This window comes from Mucilaginibacter sp. (assembly GCF_035492695.1).
Classification (GTDB): Bacteria; Bacteroidota; Bacteroidia; order Sphingobacteriales; family Sphingobacteriaceae; genus Mucilaginibacter.
Window position 1 is genome coordinate 1 of record NZ_DATJJC010000024.1, and the last position, 19781, is coordinate 19781.

General features: G+C 47.3%; 19 protein-coding genes. 5 read left to right on the plus strand and 14 right to left on the minus strand.

The window, feature by feature from the left end:
* Positions 1-82: 82 nt before the first annotated feature.
* The 5 genes from VL525_RS14870 to gcvH all read right to left on the minus strand — a co-directional run bounded on the left by VL525_RS14870 (position 83) and on the right by gcvH (position 4003).
* Positions 83-694 (minus strand): SprT-like domain-containing protein, encoded by a 612-nt coding sequence (locus VL525_RS14870; protein WP_325387823.1) that lies wholly within the window; start codon positions 692-694, stop codon positions 83-85.
* 220 nt (positions 695-914) lie between these two features.
* Positions 915-3026 carry a ferrous iron transport protein B gene (gene feoB / locus VL525_RS14875; protein WP_325387824.1) on the minus strand — a complete coding sequence of 704 codons (2112 nt, stop codon included), beginning with the start codon at positions 3024-3026 and terminating at the stop codon, positions 915-917.
* 12 nt (positions 3027-3038) lie between these two features.
* Positions 3039-3254, minus strand: a complete 216-nt coding sequence (locus tag VL525_RS14880; protein WP_147029944.1) for a FeoA family protein — start codon at positions 3252-3254, stop codon at positions 3039-3041.
* A gap of 97 nt (positions 3255-3351) precedes the next feature.
* On the minus strand, positions 3352-3495 hold the full coding sequence (locus tag VL525_RS14885) for a hypothetical protein (protein WP_325387825.1): 144 nt from the start codon (positions 3493-3495) through the stop codon (positions 3352-3354).
* A gap of 127 nt (positions 3496-3622) precedes the next feature.
* Positions 3623-4003 (minus strand): glycine cleavage system protein GcvH, encoded by a 381-nt coding sequence (gene gcvH, locus VL525_RS14890; protein WP_325387826.1) that lies wholly within the window; start codon positions 4001-4003, stop codon positions 3623-3625.
* Between the two features lie 137 nt (positions 4004-4140).
* On the opposite strand from gcvH, the gene VL525_RS14895 reads away from it, so the two are divergent.
* The 4 genes from VL525_RS14895 to VL525_RS14910 all read left to right on the plus strand — a co-directional run bounded on the left by VL525_RS14895 (position 4141) and on the right by VL525_RS14910 (position 8996).
* On the plus strand, positions 4141-4728 hold the full coding sequence (locus VL525_RS14895) for a DUF4142 domain-containing protein (protein WP_325387827.1): 588 nt from the start codon (positions 4141-4143) through the stop codon (positions 4726-4728).
* A gap of 179 nt (positions 4729-4907) precedes the next feature.
* Positions 4908-7346 carry a zinc-dependent metalloprotease gene (locus VL525_RS14900; RefSeq protein ID WP_325387828.1) on the plus strand — a complete coding sequence of 813 codons (2439 nt, stop codon included), beginning with the start codon at positions 4908-4910 and terminating at the stop codon, positions 7344-7346.
* Between the two features lie 24 nt (positions 7347-7370).
* Positions 7371-8390: a Gfo/Idh/MocA family oxidoreductase gene (locus VL525_RS14905; RefSeq protein WP_325387829.1), complete on the plus strand. Its 1020-nt coding sequence runs from the start codon at positions 7371-7373 to the stop codon at positions 8388-8390.
* Between the two features lie 105 nt (positions 8391-8495).
* The gene (locus tag VL525_RS14910; protein WP_325387830.1) at positions 8496-8996 is read left to right on the plus strand and encodes a hypothetical protein; all 501 of its coding nucleotides are present in this window, start codon (positions 8496-8498) and stop codon (positions 8994-8996) included.
* Here the strand turns inward: VL525_RS14910 and VL525_RS14915 are convergent, their stop codons facing one another.
* The 3 genes from VL525_RS14915 to VL525_RS14925 all read right to left on the minus strand — a co-directional run bounded on the left by VL525_RS14915 (position 8997) and on the right by VL525_RS14925 (position 12503).
* Positions 8997-9977, minus strand: coding sequence for a transglutaminase family protein (locus tag VL525_RS14915; protein ID WP_325387831.1), 981 nt, complete (start codon positions 9975-9977; stop codon positions 8997-8999).
* Positions 9978-10002: 25 nt separating this feature from the next.
* Positions 10003-10935: an alpha-E domain-containing protein gene (locus VL525_RS14920; RefSeq protein WP_147029951.1), complete on the minus strand. Its 933-nt coding sequence runs from the start codon at positions 10933-10935 to the stop codon at positions 10003-10005.
* A 122-nt stretch (positions 10936-11057) separates the two neighbouring features.
* Positions 11058-12503, minus strand: a complete 1446-nt coding sequence (locus VL525_RS14925; RefSeq protein ID WP_325387832.1) for a circularly permuted type 2 ATP-grasp protein — start codon at positions 12501-12503, stop codon at positions 11058-11060.
* A 340-nt stretch (positions 12504-12843) separates the two neighbouring features.
* Here VL525_RS14925 and VL525_RS14930 point away from each other — a divergent pair, with 340 nt between their 5' ends.
* The gene (locus VL525_RS14930) at positions 12844-13851 is read left to right on the plus strand and encodes a zinc-dependent alcohol dehydrogenase family protein (protein WP_325387833.1); all 1008 of its coding nucleotides are present in this window, start codon (positions 12844-12846) and stop codon (positions 13849-13851) included.
* A 101-nt stretch (positions 13852-13952) separates the two neighbouring features.
* Here VL525_RS14930 and VL525_RS14935 read toward each other — a convergent pair whose 3' ends face one another.
* The 6 genes from VL525_RS14935 to VL525_RS14960 form a co-directional block, all read right to left on the minus strand.
* Positions 13953-14747, minus strand: coding sequence for a succinate dehydrogenase/fumarate reductase iron-sulfur subunit (locus tag VL525_RS14935; protein ID WP_325387834.1), 795 nt, complete (start codon positions 14745-14747; stop codon positions 13953-13955).
* Positions 14737-15306 carry a hypothetical protein gene (locus tag VL525_RS14940; RefSeq protein ID WP_325387835.1) on the minus strand — a complete coding sequence of 190 codons (570 nt, stop codon included), beginning with the start codon at positions 15304-15306 and terminating at the stop codon, positions 14737-14739. Before VL525_RS14940 ends, VL525_RS14935 begins: the two co-directional genes overlap by 11 nt.
* Positions 15307-15308: 2 nt before the next feature.
* On the minus strand, positions 15309-17243 hold the full coding sequence (locus VL525_RS14945; protein WP_325387836.1) for a fumarate reductase/succinate dehydrogenase flavoprotein subunit: 1935 nt from the start codon (positions 17241-17243) through the stop codon (positions 15309-15311).
* 77 nt (positions 17244-17320) lie between these two features.
* Positions 17321-18097, minus strand: a complete 777-nt coding sequence (locus tag VL525_RS14950) for a succinate dehydrogenase cytochrome b subunit (RefSeq protein ID WP_325387837.1) — start codon at positions 18095-18097, stop codon at positions 17321-17323.
* A gap of 317 nt (positions 18098-18414) precedes the next feature.
* Entirely contained in the window at positions 18415-19080 is a 666-nt protein-coding gene (gene pdeM / locus VL525_RS14955; RefSeq protein ID WP_325387838.1) for a ligase-associated DNA damage response endonuclease PdeM, read from the minus strand.
* A 167-nt stretch (positions 19081-19247) separates the two neighbouring features.
* Positions 19248-19772, minus strand: coding sequence for a YfiT family bacillithiol transferase (locus VL525_RS14960; RefSeq protein WP_325387839.1), 525 nt, complete (start codon positions 19770-19772; stop codon positions 19248-19250).
* Positions 19773-19781 lie beyond the last annotated feature (9 nt).

Below are 19781 nucleotides of genomic sequence, written 5' to 3' on the forward strand. Positions count from 1 at the left end.
TTTTCATTAAGGTTTAGATTAATAATTTGTAACGAATATAAAATTATTTTGTAGATCAAAACAAATATTAAGTCGAACTACTTTAACCTTCCATCAACTCCACCTCTGCCACCGGGCTAAACAAATAAATACGTTTAGAATGTACTTCAATACATTTATAACGTTTACGCAATTTCTCTTCTTTACGGAATACCCGGCCGTCTTTTAGTTTGAACAGGGCCTTTGCCGGTAATTTTTCAACTGTAAATACGGCCTCTTTTGGCACGTCGTATTTTTTTAATGAACGGTATAATGTAAGGTCTGAGCAGCTTGACGCGGCAGGATTGTTTAAATAACTTGTAATAGCATGTTTAACATCGGGTGGAAACACTTCTTTTTCAAAAAAAGGCTGCATCATTTTTTTGAAGTTGTTTTTCCATTCGGCGCCATGCGGTTTGGCTTTTTGCTTATGCTCGTTCCAGGTATGCAGGTGCGCGAACTCATGTACAGTGGTCACCAAAAAAGCGTAGGGATTAAGGTCGTAATTAACCGAGATGCGATGTCCCTTGCCTGAATGCGGCGCACGGTAATCGCCAAACTTGCTGCCGCGGTTACGCGAAATTTTAAACTCGCATTTAAAGTAATCTATCCAACGGCCAATAAGCGGAGCCGCTTCAGGCGGAAGATACTTTTCTAAAACTTTTACTTTATCCAATTCTTACCTCAGCTCAAAGATAGTTTATCGAGGTGAAAGGTAAAAGGTTTTTTCAATTTGATGGTTACAGGTTGTTTTTTCCATAAAATTCATATTGCAATAATTTTGATAATCAATTATGCACTTAAGCCATTCATAAAAAAGATGGATAAATCGTTGATTCCACAAGCACTATAAAGAAATATCGTATATGCTACAAGGGCCTTTCGCCTTTACCCTTTTACCTCAAAAGATGGTATGCTATAAAGCTGGCCGCATAAGCCAATACGGTCATATAAGCAAATTGTATGGTGGGCCAGCGCCAGCTTTTGGTTTCGCGGTAAACTACGGCTACGGTGCTGGCGCATTGCATGGCAAAGGCATAAAACATCATCAGCGAGAAAGCTACGGCCGCCGTAAACACGGGTGTTCCATCCTGGTTTTTAGCAGTATGCATTTTTTGCTGAACAGACTCTATCTTTTCTGCATCGCCATCCACGCTGTAGATGGTTGCCATGGTGCCCACAAAAACTTCGCGCGCAGCGAAAGAAGTTATAAGCGCGATACCTATTTTCCAGTCAAAGCCAAGCGGCCTGATAACCGGTTCTATCGCATGGCCCAAAGCGCCGGCATAAGAGTTTTCAAGCTTTTCCGATGCGATAACATGGTTCAAATCAACTGCATTTAAATGTTGGGTATACCGGGGCTGCTTATATTTATCTTCAATGCGCTGGAACCGGTCGCCGGGGCCGTATGATGCCAGAACCCACAATATAACCGACACGGCGATGATCACCTTACCGGCCTGCAATACAAACGCTTTTGCCCTGTCGTACATGGAATGACCCACATTTTTCCAGCGCGGCATACGGTAAACAGGCAGTTCCATAATAAAATAGCCACGTTCTCGAGCCTTCAGAATAAACTTCATCACAAACGCTACTGTGACCGCAGATACCAGGCTGAAAAGGTACATGCCGGTAAGTGCCAGCCCCTTCATATTGAATATCCACCATACATTGCGGTCGGGCACCACCAAAGCGATAAGCAGGGTATAAACCGGCAAACGCGCCGAACAGGTAACCAGCGGCGTTACCATAATGGTGATCATCCGGTCCTTCCAGTTCTCGATATTGCGGGTGCTCATGATAGATGGCACGGCACAGGCAAAACCGCCGATGAGCGGCACCACCGATTTGCCGTTTAACCCTACCTTGCGCATGATCCTGTCCATCATGAAGGTAACACGCGACATATAGCCGGTATCTTCCAGTATCGAGATAAAGCCGAACAGGATGGCTATCTGCGGTATAAATACCATTACCCCGCTAAGGCCGCCTAATACACCGTCAACCACAAGGCTGGTTAAAGGGCCTGATGGAAGCAGCCTATGCAGCGTACCCTGCAGCCACACAAAAAAGTCGGCTATTAATTGCATAGGGTAAGCCGACCATGCAAATATCGACTGGAAAATAAACAGCAGGATGGCAAAAAATATGATAAACCCAAAAGTTTTATGGGTTAGTATCTTGTCGATCTTATTGCTGATGGTCTGATCCTGGGCCGTTTCCTTTTTAGTAACGGTATCATACAGCAGATCATTGATAAAGCTGTACCGGGCTATAGTTTCAGAAGCCTGCGCTTTTTGCGAATGAAAGCTGAATTCGTGCTCCAGTTCTTCAATACGGTTGCTCTGCGCCGGGGTCAGAAACGTCAGCGTTTCGTGCTGGTGTGCCAGTTGCAGGGCGAAATAAGGATTTTCAACTTCTATTTCCCTGCCTATTTGCGCTATCAGTTGCGGGGCCAAAGCCTCTACATCAATGGTGTCTTCCTGCAGGGCAAATTTATTGGCAAAGGTGATGGCCTGCTTCAGTTTATCAATACCTTCTATTTTCCTTGCCGATATCGGCACCACAGGTACGCCAAGTTTTCGGGCAAAGGCGTCAACATCGATGATAATATCAGATTTTTTTGCCAGGTCCATCATGTTCAGGGCAACAATGACCGGTATCTTCAGGTCGGCTACCTGGGTGTAAAGCAACAGGTTACGCTTCAGGTTCGATGCATCGAGAATAACGACTACAAGATCGGGCCGCAACGGGTTGGACCGGTCGGCTAATACAGAAAAAACAATGGATTCGTCCCTGCTTTTGGGGTATAAGCTGTAAGTACCGGGAAGGTCGATTATTTGTGCGTGGCGGCCGTCGGGCAGATCGCAAATCCCTGTCTTTTTATCAATCGTAACTCCAGGAAAATTGCCTATTTTTTGATTGAGCCCGGTTAGTACATTAAAAAGCGTTGATTTACCGGTGTTTGGATTGCCTACAAGCGCGACTTTCAGATCAATGTTCACTTGTTAACAAAACTACTGCAGGATGATGGTCGAGGCTTCTCTTTTACGTAAACTCAATTGATAGCCCGAAACGTGGATAGCTATGGGGTCGCCAAGCGGGGCAATACGCGAAACTCTTACTTCTTCACCTGGCAAACAGCCCATCTCCATCAATTTTACCGACATTTCCAGGTCGGTAAACTCCTTTACTATCCCGGTTTCTCCTACCTCAAGTTGTGAAAGCCTCATGTTCTTTATCCTTTATAATGAACAAATGTATATCTTATTTAAATTAAATCCAAATAAGAACAAGTGATCTTCGTCACTTTTTACAATGTTCTTAGAATTATACGTATTTAACGGTTTCCCCGGTTTTTACAGGGGATAGATTGCGGCTAAAATGCGGGCAATGACAGTCCTTTTTAAATATGCCGCAGGATGAAAGGCCGGTTACTGCAATGGCCAGTAAAACATATTTAATTTTTCTCATGCCTGTCTCCTTTTTATTGTTCTTTTATACGATAAACAGGCAAGGCTTTGTTGCCCGGTTATTCAAAAGTACCCAGAAAAAATTAAGGCCCGCTTTTGCGGGCCCTATGTAATTTCTCTATGGTTTATTAAGCCCCTATCAGGGTTTTATAAGCATCTGCCGACAACAGCCCGTCAACTTCCGACGCGTCTTTTATGGTTATTTTCACCATCCAGCCTTCGCCGTAAGGATCGCTGTTAACCAGTTCGGGCTGGCTGTCAAGCGCCGGGTTAAGGGTGGTAACTGTGCCGGTAAGCGGCATAAATAAGTCCGAAACCGTTTTAACAGCCTCAACAGTTCCAAAAACCTCCTCGCGGGCCACTTCTTTTCCTACCGATGAAACGTCAACATAAACAATATCCCCCAATTCGCCTTGTGCAAATTCGGTAATACCAACAATGGCGGTGTCGCCTTCTATTTTTATCCACTCGTGGTCCTTAGTGTATTTAAGTTCAGCAGGAAAGTTCATATTGCTCCGTTTTTTTTGAGTCTCAAAAATAGTAAAACTTTACTGAAGAAATGCCGAAAAAAATATCGCCGAAAAAAGAAAAAACCTTACCTGAAAGGCATTGTTAACTAAATGTAAATCGATTAAAAACATTCACTATGAAAAGATTAAGTTTAATGATGATGGTGGTTTTTGCAGCATTTGCCTTCCAGGCATGCCAGAATAAAGCCAAGGATTCCACAGAAAGCGCCGACAGCGCCAACATGACGAAAGACACCTCTACCAACCCATCGGCAACCGGTGGCATCGCGGTTGACGAGAACGACGCCAAATTTGTGACGACCGCTGCCAACGACGGCATGGCCGAAGTTGCGGCGGGTAAACTGGCGCAGCAAAAGGCAGTGAGCAAACGGGTTAAAGCATTTGCCGATATGATGGTTACCGACCATACCAAAGCCGGCGACGAACTGGCTGCCATAGCTAAAACCAAAAATATTACCTTACCGGCTGCACCTGATGCCGATGCGCAAAAGAAAGCCGAAGACATGGGCAAAATGAGCGGAAAGGATTTTGACAAAGACTATGTGAACGCCATGGTTGACGGCCACGAAAAAGCGGTTAAATTATTCACCGATGCATCGGAGAATTGCAAAGACGCTGATCTGAAAGCGTTCGCCACAAACACATTGCCTACGTTGAAAATGCATTTAGATTCCATTAAGGCCATTAAAGCCAGCATGAAATAATAAATTTTCAATAAGGAAATTCCCGGTTAAAGAGATTGAACATGGTTCAATCTCTTTTTTTATGACCATCAGTTGGTATCGAAAAAACACCCTGATTTATTCGGCAAAATATCGCAATTTAGGAAGCATTATATTCGCAGCTTGTCAAAAGCCCAATGATTTGCTTAAACTAAAATATCATGAAAAAAATCACCTTGTTCCTTTTGTTTGTCTGTTCACTTCAGGTCGTCAAAGCCCAGAAATCAAACGATATCGAATCCAAAACCAAAGGGCTGGCCAAATACACCGGCTACTTTAATTTTTACTGGAATGAAAAAACAGGACAGGTATTACTGGAAGTTGACAGGCTGAACGACGAATTCCTATACGTCAACTCGCTGCCCGCTGGGGTTGGGTCGAACGACCTGGGCATGGACCGCGGACAGATAGGCGACTCGCGCATTGTGAAATTTATCAGGAGTGGCGATAAAATATTACTGATACAGCCCAATTACAGTTACCGCGCCGTAAGCAGCAACCCTGACGAGCGGAAATCGGTTGAAGAGGCGTTTGCGCAGTCGGTAATATGGGGTTTTAAGGTGGAAGCGGAAGACAGCGGCAAGGTATTGATAGATATGACCAATTTTTTGCTTCGCGACAGCCACCAGCTGGCACGAAAACTGGGCAACAGCAACCAGGGAAATTATCATGCCGACGATTCCCGTTCGGCCATGTACATGCCCAATACCAAAAGCTTTCCCGAGAATACGGAGTTTGAGGCCATTATTACGTTAGCCGGAACAGGCATTGGCTCCGAGATCAGGTCAGTTACGCCCGACGCAAACTACGTTACGGTACGGATGCACCACTCATTTATCAAGCTGCCCGACAATAACTATAAGGTCCGCAAGTTCGACCCAAGGGCCGGGTACTACGATAATGAATACATGGACTATGCAACGCCGATAAATGAGCCGATAGTTAAAAGGTTTATCACCCGGCACAGGCTGGAAAAAAAGGACCCCAATGCTGCCATGAGCGAGCCGGTAAAACCTATTGTTTACTACCTCGACCGTGGCGCTCCGGAACCTGTTCGTTCGGCGTTGATGGAAGGCGCTTCGTGGTGGAACCAGGCCTTTGAAGCGGCTGGCTATAAAAACGCTTTCCAGGTAAAGCTATTGCCCGAAGATGCCGACCCGATGGATATCAGGTATAACCTTATCCAGTGGGTGCACCGCTCAACCCGCGGCTGGTCGTATGGCGAATCGATCCTTGATCCGCGAACAGGAGAGATCATCAAAGGGCAGGTTAGCTTGGGCTCGCTGCGTGTACGTCAGGATTTTTTAATTGCCGAGGGCCTGGTGCAGCCCTACGAAGACGGTAAACCCGCAAGCGACAAAATGATGAAAATGGCGCTTGCCCGCCTGCGACAGCTTGCAGCGCACGAAGTAGGTCACACGCTGGGTTTGCAGCATAATTTTGCGGCAAGTGTAAATAACCGGGCGTCGGTAATGGACTACCCGCCGCCGGTTTTCAGTTTGAATACCGACGGTACCATCGACCTTTCGAATGCCTACGCCACCGGCATAGGAGGCTGGGATAAACGCGCCATATTATACGGCTACCAGGATTTCCCGGCTGGCACCAATGAGGATGAAGCGTTAAAAAACATCATGACGGAAACGCTGAAGCAAGGGTATTTATTTATCTCGGACGACGATGCCCGGCCCGCCGGCAGTGCGCACCCGCAGGCCCATTTGTGGGATGCGGGCACTAATGCCGCCGACGAGCTGAGCCGGCTGATGGTGATACGGAAGCATGTGCTGGATAATTTTTCTGAAAAAGCGGTACGGCAGGATGCGCCGATGGCCACCATCGAGGAAGTATTGGTGCCCATGTACCTGGTGCAGCGTTACCAGGTTGAAGCGGCCTCAAAAATGCTTGGTGGATTGTATTATACCTTCGCGATCAAAAACGACGGGCAAACCATCACCCGCTTTGTACCCCCGGCCGAACAATGGAAAGCATTTAACGCATTGATGGGTACCATTACGCCCGACGCGCTGGCCCTGCCCGAAAAACTGATCGAGAAGATACCGCCGCGGCCAATAGGTTACCCGCGGACAAGGGAAACATTTAAATCGCGAACAGGTTTAACTTTCGACCCTATGTCGGCGGCCGAATCGGCGGCAGGCAATACACTGGAATTTATGCTGCAGCCCGAGCGCGCTGCCCGTTTGGTAGAGTACCACGCCCGTGATGACAAACAACCGGGCCTGGAAGCCGTCTTAAACAAGCTGGCGGCACAAACCTGGAAGGCGCCGCAATCAACGGGTTACAAAGGCGAATTGCAAAGGCTTGTAAACGGCCTGGTATTGAAACAACTGCTTACGCTGGCCGCCACCACTTCCGCGCCGGAAAGTGTTCGCGGTATAACACTGCTTCAAATTGCTGAATTGAAAAAATGGATGAACAAGGTAGTTTTAACGGCCAGCGGCGAGCAAAAAGCCAGCCTTTTATTCGGCTTGGCACAGCTTAATGAATTTGAAAAGAACCCCGATAAATTTAAACCCGCCCCGGTAGTAAATATGCCTGACGGTTCGCCAATTGGGACGGATGACTTTGGTTGCGGGATGTAAAAACCGCTATTACTAATTTTGACTATGGCAGATACGATCAAAACAGGCTTAATGGCCTACGGCATGTCGGGCCGGATATTTCACGCTCCCTTTATTGCCCTTCATCCGGGCTTTGAACTGAACGCGGTAGTGGAAAGACATGAGAAAAAAGCGGCTGCTCATTATCCGGGCATTACGAGCTATAACAGTGCCGACGAATTGCTTGCCGATGACGGGATTGAACTTATCATCGTCAATACCCCACCGTATACTCATTTCGAACTGGCAAAAAAATCGCTTGAAGCAGGTAAGCACGTGTTAATTGAAAAGCCCGTTGCTACCAATTCCACGGAAGTGAAAACGCTTTTCGACCTGGGCAGAAAGATGGGCAAACACGTAATGGTTTACCAGAACCGGCGCTGGGACAGCGATTTTACATCGGTAAGGAAAATGATAGAAAGCGGGCGGCTGGGCGAACTTATAGAGGTGCATTTCCGGTTCGACCGGTATAAAGCGGCATTGAGCCCAAAAGTGTTTAAGGAAACAAAAACAACACCCGGCAGCGGGCTTATTTACGACTTGGGGCCGCACCTGATCGACCAGGCGATCAGCCTTTTCGGGCGACCGTTAACTTTCAAAAAGACAAGCGGCATTTACCGCGAAAATTCGCAGGTGCCTGATTATTTTCATTTCCACCTGCAATACCCTCACCAGCTTAACGTCTATCTAACCTCCGGCTTGCTCATCGCGCAGCCAACGCCGTCCTTCGTGGTACATGGCACCTTAGGCAGCTATCTCAAAAACCGGGTGGATGTGCAGGAAGTGCAATTGGATAAAGCCATGCGACCAAACGACCCTGAATACGGCATTGAGCCTACGGGCGAAGAGGGCTTGCTGGTGACCATAGGCGCCGATACTCAGAAGACAACCGAAAATATTCCTTCGGAAAAAGGGAATTATATGCATTTATTTGAGGCTGTTTATCAGACTATCCGCAATAATGCGTTATATCCAATAACAGAAGAGCACATTGCCTGGCAAATGGAGTTGCTGGAGTCTCGATGAATGTGCGGATGTGCGGATATACAGATCTATAAAAAAACTAAATCATTTGCACATTTGAAATCTGCACATTTACACATCAATAAGAATTGTTACTTTTATCGCATAATGAAAAAATTAATTGTCTTTTTTAGCCTAATCATAGCCGCAGGGTGTAGTAACGCACAAAACAAACCGGCCCAAAACATTGAGAACATCCCGCCTTTCAAAATACTGAAGGCGGATAGTACCTGGTTTACGCCAAAAGATCTGAAGGCCCATAAATCGGTAATGATCATTTATTTTTCGCCCGATTGCAGCCATTGCCAGCACCTGATGTACGAGATGAAGCCCAAAATGAGGGAATTTGCCAATACACAGATCGTGATGGTAACCTTTACCGATTATAACAGGCTGGCGATGATACGGAATTTTAACCGCGACTTCGACCTGAAAAAATATCCGAACATTACCGTAGGTACCGAAGCACGCACTTACCTGGTGCAGCAATATTATCACGTGGCCACCACTCCTTACATAGCCATTTATGGCAAAAACGGGAAATTAGTAAGGGCCTTTGAAAAAGCTCCGAGTATTGACACGTTAGCGGAAACAGTTAAAAAATCCTGATCATTGCTGTTGCTGCTGTTGTTGCTGCAGCATTTCCATGTAAACCTGGTAACTGTTTTTTGGACGGTCGTCCACCGGTTTAAATTCAGGCGCCTTGGGTGCCTCGTTCGCTGCTTGAGATGGGGGCAGATCATCTTCATATCCTACGGATACGGCAACTTCCAGCACATGGTCTGACGATCCTTTATAAACACCCCGCACCGGCGAACAATCCGAAAAGTTGCGCCCCACTGCCAGGCGAACATGTGTTTCATTAGCCACGCAATTATTTGTCGGGTCGATACCGAGCCAGCCATAATCGGGTATATAAGCTTCGGCCCAGGCATGTGTTGCGCCTTCGCCGCGCATGTTTGTATTGCGATGGGTGCAAATATAGCCGCTTACATACCGTGCGGGAATATTTACCAGGCGCAGCATAAGGGTTAATATGTGCGCAAAGTCCTGGCAAACGCCTGCCTTTAATTTCCAAATTTCATCCATCGTCGTTTCAACCGTCGTCACGCCCTTTATGTATTTGAAGTTATCATATACATAGCGGCAAAAACGCAATGCAACCTGGTATGGGGTGTCGTCCTTTGATTTTTCTGCCTGCACAATTGTCAGCAATTCATTTACACCTTCGAAATATTCGGGTTTCAGGAAATCGATATAAGGCACCATGTATGCCAGGCGCTTTAAAGCCTCCCACTGCTGCCCAGGGAAAATGTCATTCCCAGGTAGTTGCCGGTGATGTGTGGTGACCCATAATCTCGAACTAATGGTGAGTGAAGTGTGTGGCTCGCTGTGCGTAAAGGTGCCCACCTCGTTCCCGTAATAATCGGTAAAAGTGTCAATAACCGGGTCGCCGGTTATCGTTATTTCCTGCCTGGTAACCTCCTGGAATATATCTTTTATCGGGTACAAAATGATCTGGTTGGCGCTGTCGCGGACCGGAGCGGGATAGGTATAGCGGGTAATATGTTCTATTCTAAAATCAGGCATATTTGGTATTATATCAACAGGTTTATCAGGAGTTGGCAAAGTAATGATTATTCAATGCATCGCCAATGCTAAAAAGCTGGCTTCGTATCTGGGTCAAAAAGGTGTGTAACCCTTCATCCTCAATAGTTTTAACCGAACTGTAACGAATGTGGCTCTGCAGCCTGCCGATAAAGAACGACAGCTGGCGGAAACTATCCATGTTACTATCGCTTTTCAAGCGTTCAAAATACCGTTGTATATGATTCACCGCGTAGATTACCGAACGCGGGAAATCGTTGTTCAGCACCACCTGCTCCAGTACATTTTCCGCCTCGAAACCGGTACGGTAGGTTTTCAGGTAGATCTCGTAGCCACCCAGCGACAGCAGTAAATGCTTCCAGTAAGTGGTATCGCGCAGCAGATCGGGATTATGGTCTATCGAGCCGAATTTAGTATCCAGGATATCCACGGATTGTATGCCGCGCTCCAGGTATTTTCCCAGGTTCATAAAACTTCGCCCTTCGCCGCGCTCCATGGTAATTTCCACCGTGCCGTAATACAGCATTACCTGTTTGATCAGGATATCCAGTACCGTTATCGGGTCGTCCTTCCGCAGCGCGGTATCAAGTTTCGGGTCTTTCACGGTGTGGTAATACTCATTAAGGCATTGCCACAAGTCTTTAGTGATATGTTCCTGCACACCGCGGGCATTCTCGCGGGCAAAGGTGATGATGTTCAGGATCGAATTAGGATTGTTCTTACCTGTAACCATATAGCGGATAACCGCGCGGCTGTCGTTGCCCAATTTTTCCGTCTCTTCATCATGCCCCGAAAATATACGCACCACAGGTTCCCAGGTAAATTCCTGCACCGTATCCTGCGACGAAGCATAATTGATCTTCAGCATACGCAAAATACCGTCGCTGCGCTCCACGTAACGGCTTAACCAATATAAACTTGCTGCAACCCTGCTTAACATCTCATAATTTTAATAACGAATATCGAATGTCCAATAATGAATGATGAAGTAACAACTTCGAAATTCGGTGTTCAGCGTTCATTATTCAACATTCAAAAACCTTTTACCTTTACCCTTTCGCCTCAAGCCAGCACCCACGTATCCTTACTCCCCCCGCCCTGCGAACTGTTCACTACCAGCGAACCTTCCTTCAGCGCAACTCTTGTCAGCCCGCCCGGTACTATTTCTATACCGTCTGGTCCGCATAATGCGTAGGGCCTCAGGTCTATCCGGCGCGGGTGCAATGCCCCCTGTATATAACATGGCGCAGCGGAAAGGCTGATGGTTGGCTGCGCAATAAAATTGCGCGGGGCCTTTAATATCTCTTTCTTATAAGTATCTATTTCTTCATCAGGGGCAGCATGACCCATCAGCATACCATAGCCGCCGCTTTCATTGGTTTTTTTGATCACCATTTTGTTGATGTTGGCAAAAACATGCTTGCGTTCGTCGTCATTACCTAATTGGTAGGTTGGCACGTTTTTCAGTATCGGTTCCTCGTTCAGGTAATATTTTATCATCTCGGGCACGTAAATGTATATCGCCTTATCATCGGCCACACCATTGCCAATAGCATTCACTATTGCCACATTACCTTTGCGGTAAGCGCCCATTATACCCGCCACACCTAAAATGCTTGACGGGTTAAATACCAGCGGGTCAAGATATTCATCGTCGACGCGGCGATAGATCACGTCTACCTGCTGCAGGCCTACCGTAGTTTTCATATATACCTTCTGATCCTTAACCACCAGGTCGCGGCCCTCCACCAGTTCAACGCCCATGAGCCGAGCTAAGGTGGTATGCTCAAAATAGGCCGAATTGTATATGCCCGGGCTCAGCAGTACAATAGTTGGGTTGCTCGTCTGCCGCGGAGAAAGCGACAGCAGGTTTTTATACAAAATCGATGGGTACTCCATTACGCTGCGTACACCGCATTGCGGCAGCAGGTCGGGGAACAGGCGTTTGGTGATCTCACGGTTCTCCAGCATATAACTCACGCCCGAAGGGGTGCGCAAGTTATCCTCCAGCACGTAAAATGTCCCGTCAAAGTCGCGGATCAGGTCGATGCCGGCGATATGTACATAGATATCATAAGGCACTTCCAGCCGGTACATCTCGCGCAAAAAATGCGGGCAGGAGTAGATAATATCAATTGGCACCAGGCCGTCTTTGACGATAAACTGGTTGCTATAAATATCTTTCAGGAAAAGATTAAGCGCCTTTAGCCGTTGTTTGATGCCTTTTTCAACAAACGCCCACTCATCAGCAGTAATGATACGGGGAATAATATCGAACGGAAATATTTTTTCTATCCCTTCGCCGCTGCTGTAAACAGTAAAGGTAATACCCTGGCTCATGAAAAGTCTTTTGGCAAGTTCTTCCTTCCTGGTCAGGTCGTCGGATGATTCCCTCGACAGGTAATCGATCACTCTACTATAATGAGAACGGATGCCTTCCGGCTCATACATTTCATCCCAGGTGCCATCTATGGGCGCGTAATTATTAAAATAACCTGATTCCTGCATAATTCATCCTCTAAAACATTATAAATTGATCAGTTATTTTTAAAAAAATGTAATTTATGAAGTATTTAATCAAAAAAACAAATGATTTTTAATAAATTTTCATAAATACTTACTTAAATGTATAATTTTTTTATAAAATCAGTTAAAACATAATTATTTTACTGAAATAAGGTCCAATAGTTAATAAATTTCTTAAAATAATAGTGGCGCTTTTCATATTTTCCCGTGATCCCTGCGAAACGCTCCCTTCCTTCTTTTGGCCTATCGCTTATTATATCTTGACAAATCTTAAACAGTCGTTTATTAAAGCCTTGCCTAACTTTGCGTCAAAATAATTGCCATGAAAGAAAGCAACCACCCCGCCATGCGGGCACTCCTATTGGAAACAGCAAATATGCCATTTAAGTTTACTGAAATTGAGCGGCCGGCTGCGGGCGATCATTCTGTTTTGGTACGCATAAAAGCCAGTGGCGTAAACCCGCTTGATAACAAGATACATAAAGGTATGGCCGGGCATGCCAAACAAACCCTGCCTGCAATTTTAGGGATGGACCTTGCCGGTGTGGTTGAAGAAATTGGGCCGAATGTTACTGCCTTTAAACCGGGCGACGAGGTTTACGGTATGGCAGGCGGCGTGGGCGGCAACCCCGGTACGCTTGCTGAATACGGCGTATTTGATGCCGACCTGCTGGCGATAAAACCAAAAAACCTGAGCATGCGACAGGCAGCCGCTCTGCCCCTGGTATTTATTACCGCCTGGGAAGGCCTGGTCGACCGGGCTAAAGTAAAAGGCGGGCAAAAAGTACTGATTCACGGCGGAGCGGGGGGCGTTGGCCATGTTGCCGTGCAAATAGCGAAAGCATTTGGCGCGGAAGTTTTTGCTACCGGCAGTGAACATAGCCGGAAATATATCGAAAGCCTGGGCGCTACTTTTATCGACTATCGTAAAACTGCGGTCGCCGACTACGTAAACCAATACACCGGCGGCGAAGGCTTTGACATTGTGTACGACACTGTTGGCGGTGCGACGCTCGATGCCTCATTTAACGCGGTGAAGAACTACACAGGGCATGTGGTAAGCAGTCTTGGCTGGGGCGAACATAAACTGGCGCCGCTATCTTTCCGCGGAGCCACGTACTCGGGGGTGTTTACCCTGTTACCGTTGCTAACGGGCAAGGGACGCAAACATCATGGTGAAATTATGCAGGAAGCAACAAAACTAGCCGAAGCAGGTAAGCTTGTTCCATTACTGGATGATCGAAAATTTACCTTAGCAACCGCAGATGAGGCCCATGACATCATCGAAGCCGGCGAAGCGAAAGGTAAGCTGGTGATCGATATTGGGTAACCGATCTTACATATTAACACCATCCCGTAGCCTGTGTCCTCACAGACGACCACCGGCAAGTTGTCTGTGAGGACACAGACAACGGAGTAAAAGGAATACTATTACCCTTCCCCACGTCCCTGCTCATGCAGTTCTTCCTGCCTGAACAGTTTGGCGCTGAAATAGTCGTTATTCATGCGCGATATGTTGGTTAAGGTAATTTCTTTCGGACATTCAGCTTCACAGGCACCGGTATTGGTACAGTTACCAAAGCCTTCTTCGTCCATTTGTGCAACCATGGATTGCACACGGCGGTAACGCTCGGGCTGCCCCTGTGGCAGCATACCTAACTGAGATACCTTAGCCGACACGAACAGCATAGCCGACGCATTTTTACAGGCTGCCACGCAAGCGCCGCAGCCAATACAGGTAGCCGAATTGAAAGCCTCATCGGCAATCACTTTAGGGATAGGTATTTCATTGGCATCCGGAACACCGCCTGTATTTACCGATACGTAACCGCCCGCCTGCTGTATCCTGTCGAACGCTGAACGGTCAACCGCCAGGTCCTTGATGATCGGGAATGGGGCCGCGCGCCATGGTTCGATAGTAATAGTTTGCCCGTCGTGAAAGCTGCGCATGTGCAGCTGGCAGGTGGTTATAGCGCGTTTCGGCCCGTGCGGATGGCCGTTGATATAAAGCGAACACATACCGCAGATACCCTCGCGGCAATCGTGGTCGAAATGTATCGGGTCCTCGCCTTTATGGATCAGGCTTTCGTTCACTACATCCAGCATTTCGAGGAACGACATATCCGGCGAAATACTTTCAGCCTTATAGGTCACAAATTTCCCTGCGGTCTGCGCATTTTTCTGGCGCCATACTTTCAGCGTCAGGTTCATGTTGTTATTCTCCATAATTCTCGCAATACGTATTAGTATTCTCTATACTGAACCCTTTTTCCAGGTCGATATCATTCTTCTTTTTATTTCCCCAGCTAAACACTTTTTCGAAAAAGGGCAGCCATTTATTATGCTCTATCTTTTGAAAAAAGTACACTTCATGTTCTTTTTCCTTCAAACTCATTTCATATAAAATTTCATCGTGCTCAGTTACCCCAAGCGCATTAAAATGTCTTTTCATCCTCACGTATTCGCATACGTTGCCGCTTTCTAAGCTCCCGGCAAAATAAAACGGCATAAACCAACCGATCACATAACAGCTCGCGCTAATCGTTTTGCCTATTAAATGGTATTTTATTTCGTACCATTTTGAAACAGGAACCTGGTATTGCTGCATTATGGTCAATACTTCCCTCCTATGGTTCCATTCGTCTATTTCAATTTGCCTTATCGCCTTCTTTTCCTCAATATCCCTTACCGACGCCGCGTGACCCTGGTATGCAAAAGATGCAGCCTTTTCAGCTGAGTATGCCTGCTTTAATAAATTTATTAATACCGGGTCATTCAACAGCATCTCTACTTGTAACTCCTTTGAGTCAGGTGGACATTTTCAAAAACCAGCTCTTCCTTATGCAATTCCTCCGGCTGGTTGTCGCCTTTGTATTCCCATGCGGCTACGAATGCGAAGTGCTCGTCGTCACGCAGTGCCTCGCCTTCATCCGTTTGCGATTCTATCCTGAAGTGGCCGCCGCATGATTCTTTACGCATCAGCGCATCATCTACCATCAATTCGCCCAGTTCAAGAAAATCGGCCACACGCCCTGCTTTTTCCAGCGACATGTTAAACTCTTCATTCTCACCCAAAACGATCGCATTCTTCCAGAAATCAACACGAAGCTGCTGTATCATTCCTTTAGCCTTTTTCAGGCCCTCTTCGTTACGCGCCATGCCGCAGTATTCCCACATAATATGGCCCAGTTCGCGGTGATATTCATCAACCGTTTTAGTACCTTTCAGACTAAGCAGCTTTTTGATGCGTTCTTCTACATCTTTTTTCGCTTGCTCAAATGCCGGGTGACTGGTATTCACCGGTTTCGGGCCGATAGTTGCCAGGTAATCCCCAACGGTATATGGTATCACAAAATATCCATCCGCCAGGCCCTGCATTAATGCCGATGCTCCTAAACGGTTTGCGCCGTGATCGGAGAAGTTAGCCTCGCCCAGGCAATACAAACCCGGTACATTGGTCATCAGGTTATAATCAACCCAAAGGCCGCCCATGGTATAATGCACCGCCGGGTAAATGCGCATCGGTTGTTTATAAGGGTTCTCGTCCGTGATCTGGTAATACATGTCGAAAAGGTTGCCGTACTTGGCCCTTACCGCATCCTCGCCCAGGCGTTTTATCGCGTCAGCAAAATCAAGGAACACGGCGATACCGGTGGAGCCTACGCCCCTGCCTTCGTCCACCATTTCCTTGCCGTTTCGCGACGCGACGTCGCGGGGCACCAGGTTACCGAATGCCGGGTATTTCCTTTCCAGGAAGTAATCCCTGTCCTCTTCTTTCAGATCGACCGCTTTCAGTTCGCCTTTGCGCAGCTTTTGTGCCAGTTCCACTGTTTTCGGGGCCCAAACACGACCGTCGTTACGGAGCGACTCAGACATCAAAGTCAGTTTCGACTGGTGGTCGCCCGTTACAGGGATACAGGTTGGGTGTATTTGGGTATAACATGGGTTTGCAAAATAGGCCCCGCGTTTGTGCGCGCGCCAGGCGGCAGTAACATTGCAGCCCATCGCATTAGTAGACAGGTAGAATACGTTGCCATAACCACCGGTACATAATAACACTGCATGGCCGGAGTGTGTTTCTATCTTACCATTCTCCAAATTACGGGTTACGATACCCTGCGCTTTGCCATCAACCAAAACCACATCCAGCATTTCGGTACGGGTATACATTTTTACCTTGCCGGCGTTTATCTGGCGGTTCAGTGCCGAATAGGCGCCCAATAATAGCTGCTGTCCCGTTTGACCGCGGGCGTAAAAAGTACGCGACACCTGCGCACCACCGAACGAGCGGTTATCCAAAAGACCGCCGTATTCGCGGGCGAAAGGTACACCCTGCGCCACACACTGGTCGATGATATTAACCGACACCTCGGCCAGGCGGTAAACGTTGCCTTCGCGGGCGCGGTAGTCGCCGCCTTTAATGGTATCATAAAATAAGCGGTAAACACTGTCGCCATCGTTGCGATAGTTTTTGGCCGCATTGATACCACCCTGCGCCGCAATAGAGTGCGCACGGCGCGGACTATCCTGGAAACAAAATGCCTTAACATTATAGCCCAGCTCGGCCAGCGAAGCCGCCGCCGAAGCACCCGCCAAACCGGTACCCACCACAATTACGTCGTACTTGCGCTTATTGGCCGGGTTCACCAGTTTCAGGTTGAACTTATGCTTGCTCCATTTTTCGGCTAAAGGGCCGGCAGGAATTTTAGCATCTAAAGTCATATTATTAAATTCTAATATCTAAATTCTAAACTTTACAGAAGCCATCTTGCGGACTTCCTGACTTTCCGACATACGGACTATTTCTTAAAATAATACACTATCGGCATCAGTGCGAACGCTATCGGGATGATGACAGCGAAAAACCAGGTGCCGATAAATTCGACTATCGGCGTGTATTTACGGTGCGTCCATCCTAATGTGCGGAACGCGCTCTGGAAACCATGCAACAGGTGGAACGATACGGCTACCATGGCTATCACGTAAAATATATCATAAACCGGGTTTGCGAAACTCGCCGCTACGCGCAGGTGTAGGTCCTTCACCCTTACGATCTCAATGTTGTTTTCCGTCGATATGGAGTGTTCAAAATCGGCCGACTTAGGCACAAACTCAACCGATTGCGTAACGCCCGACGACAGGTCGGTGCGGTACTCCTTAAACTGAACCGCGTTGGTGAACTTATAGTGGTACCAGAAATCGCCCATGTGGATAACGATGAACAGGAACAGGATGGAGCCCAAAAGGCCCATGTTCTTTGACGACCACGAAGCATTGTCCGATGCTTTTACGGCATAACCCACGGGGCGCGACTTCCGGTTTTTTACCGTCAGGATGAGGGCATACAGGGCATGCACCAAAATAAAGGCATACAGAATGTAGGCTATAACTTCTATCGGTGGAAAATGCGTCAGGAAGTTAGCATACATATTAAAGGCATAGCCATCGTCATTTTTGAACAGCAGCGCGTTACCGCCAACATGCACGATAAGGAAAGTACACAAAAACAGGCCTGTAAGGGCCATGATGAGTTTCTTTCCCAGCGAGGAGTTAAAGGTTTCCTTAAATTCGCTCATTATGAATTAGATTTATTCGGCAAAAGTATTTATTAAATAATAATTAGGACGGGGAAATACCACAGTAAACATTTATTTAGAAACGTTCTAAAAACAAAGCATGGCGTTTAGTTGATTCACCCGGTCATTGCTTCGCTCGACCACCCTCTCTACCGCGAGCGGTAAAGAGGGTTATTTTGTTTTCTTCTTTAATATGAAAATTCGTTTCTATTCTGGACTTAAGGACGGAATTAATAAGAGGAAGAATAGTCCAACCCTCTTTGCGCCGAAGGCGGAGAGAGGGTCGACGAGTGTAACGATGTCGGGGTGAGTCCACGCTAACCAATCGCTATCACCTTATCCTTCAGCACCCCGAATATCCTGTCAGTTTTTTGGTGACGGATGGCAACCCTCCCGGTGAATCTGCCGAAGGACGGCAGGACACCCTGCTTTTCGCCGAAGGCGAAACAAGGCAGCGTGACGCTTTGCCGCCCTTTACCTGAAAGATGCACACCGGGATGGATATGCCCGCAAAAAGCGTAAGCTTCCGTTTTGTCTAATTTAGCTTCGGTAAGCGGGTGGTGCAGCATCAGGAAAGGGCCGATATGCATATCATCATGCAGGGCAACATTCAATTCGATGTAATGCTGATCGTGAATAATGTCGTGATTGCCGCGTACCAGGTGAATTTCCAGCTTTTTATGTTGCTGCCGCCACATCCTGAACCATTCCCAGTCGGCATTCATATCGCTGTGGAACAGGTCGCCCAGGAAGATGAGTTTTGCTGGTTTATGCTCGTAGATCAGGTCGGATAATTCCGACAGATCGGTTTGCTCCATATCCCGCGGCACAGCAATACCCGCTTTGCGAAAGTGGCCCACCTTGCCCAGGTGTACATCGGCAGCAATCAGGGCTTTTTCCTGTTTCCAGTAGATCGCTTTTTGTGGTAATAATAAAAGGTCCTGCCCCAGCAGGTTAAAATCGAGTCCGGCACAGATCGTCATGGGGCGAATTTAGTGATTTTGATTACACCGATGAGGTGGGATCGCACCGATTTGCCCACTCATGTCATTTCGAATGAGCGCAGCGAAGAGAAAACTTATACGCCGGGTATAACGCACATGTATGCTGTTTAAGATTTCTCAATATCGTTCGAAATGACATCCCTTTTCTAAAATCTCTTTATTGTCTCCGTAATATGGGCCAAATGGTGTTTCCCATGCCACGAGTACAGCGCCAGGTTGCGCTTGAGCGGTATGGTGGCGCCCGTTTCGGGGTGAACGAAGGTGCGGCTCCATTGTTCGTCGGTAAAGCTTTCAAAAAGAGAAACCAGGCGCTGATGGATACCTTCCAGCATTTTTAATGAAGGTTCGATAGGCAGGCGGTAGTCGGGTAATAGCGCCCAATCGCCTTCTTCGTACGCCTTGATAGTCGGGTTCTCTTCGGTAAGCGCCCATTTAAAACGGATAATGGAGTTCATGTGGCTATCGGCCACGTGATGCACTACCTGCCTGATGGTCCACCCGCCGGTGCGGTATTGGGTATTTAACTGCTCCTCGGTTAACCTCAGCGTTACATTACGCAATTTACCGGGCAACACCCGGATGTCGTTTATCCAGCCGTTCATGGCGTGTTCAGTATAGCTTACGGGCGGGGCGAATTTACCGATGGGGTACTTTGATTCTTCGTCTGTCATGGTTCTTCT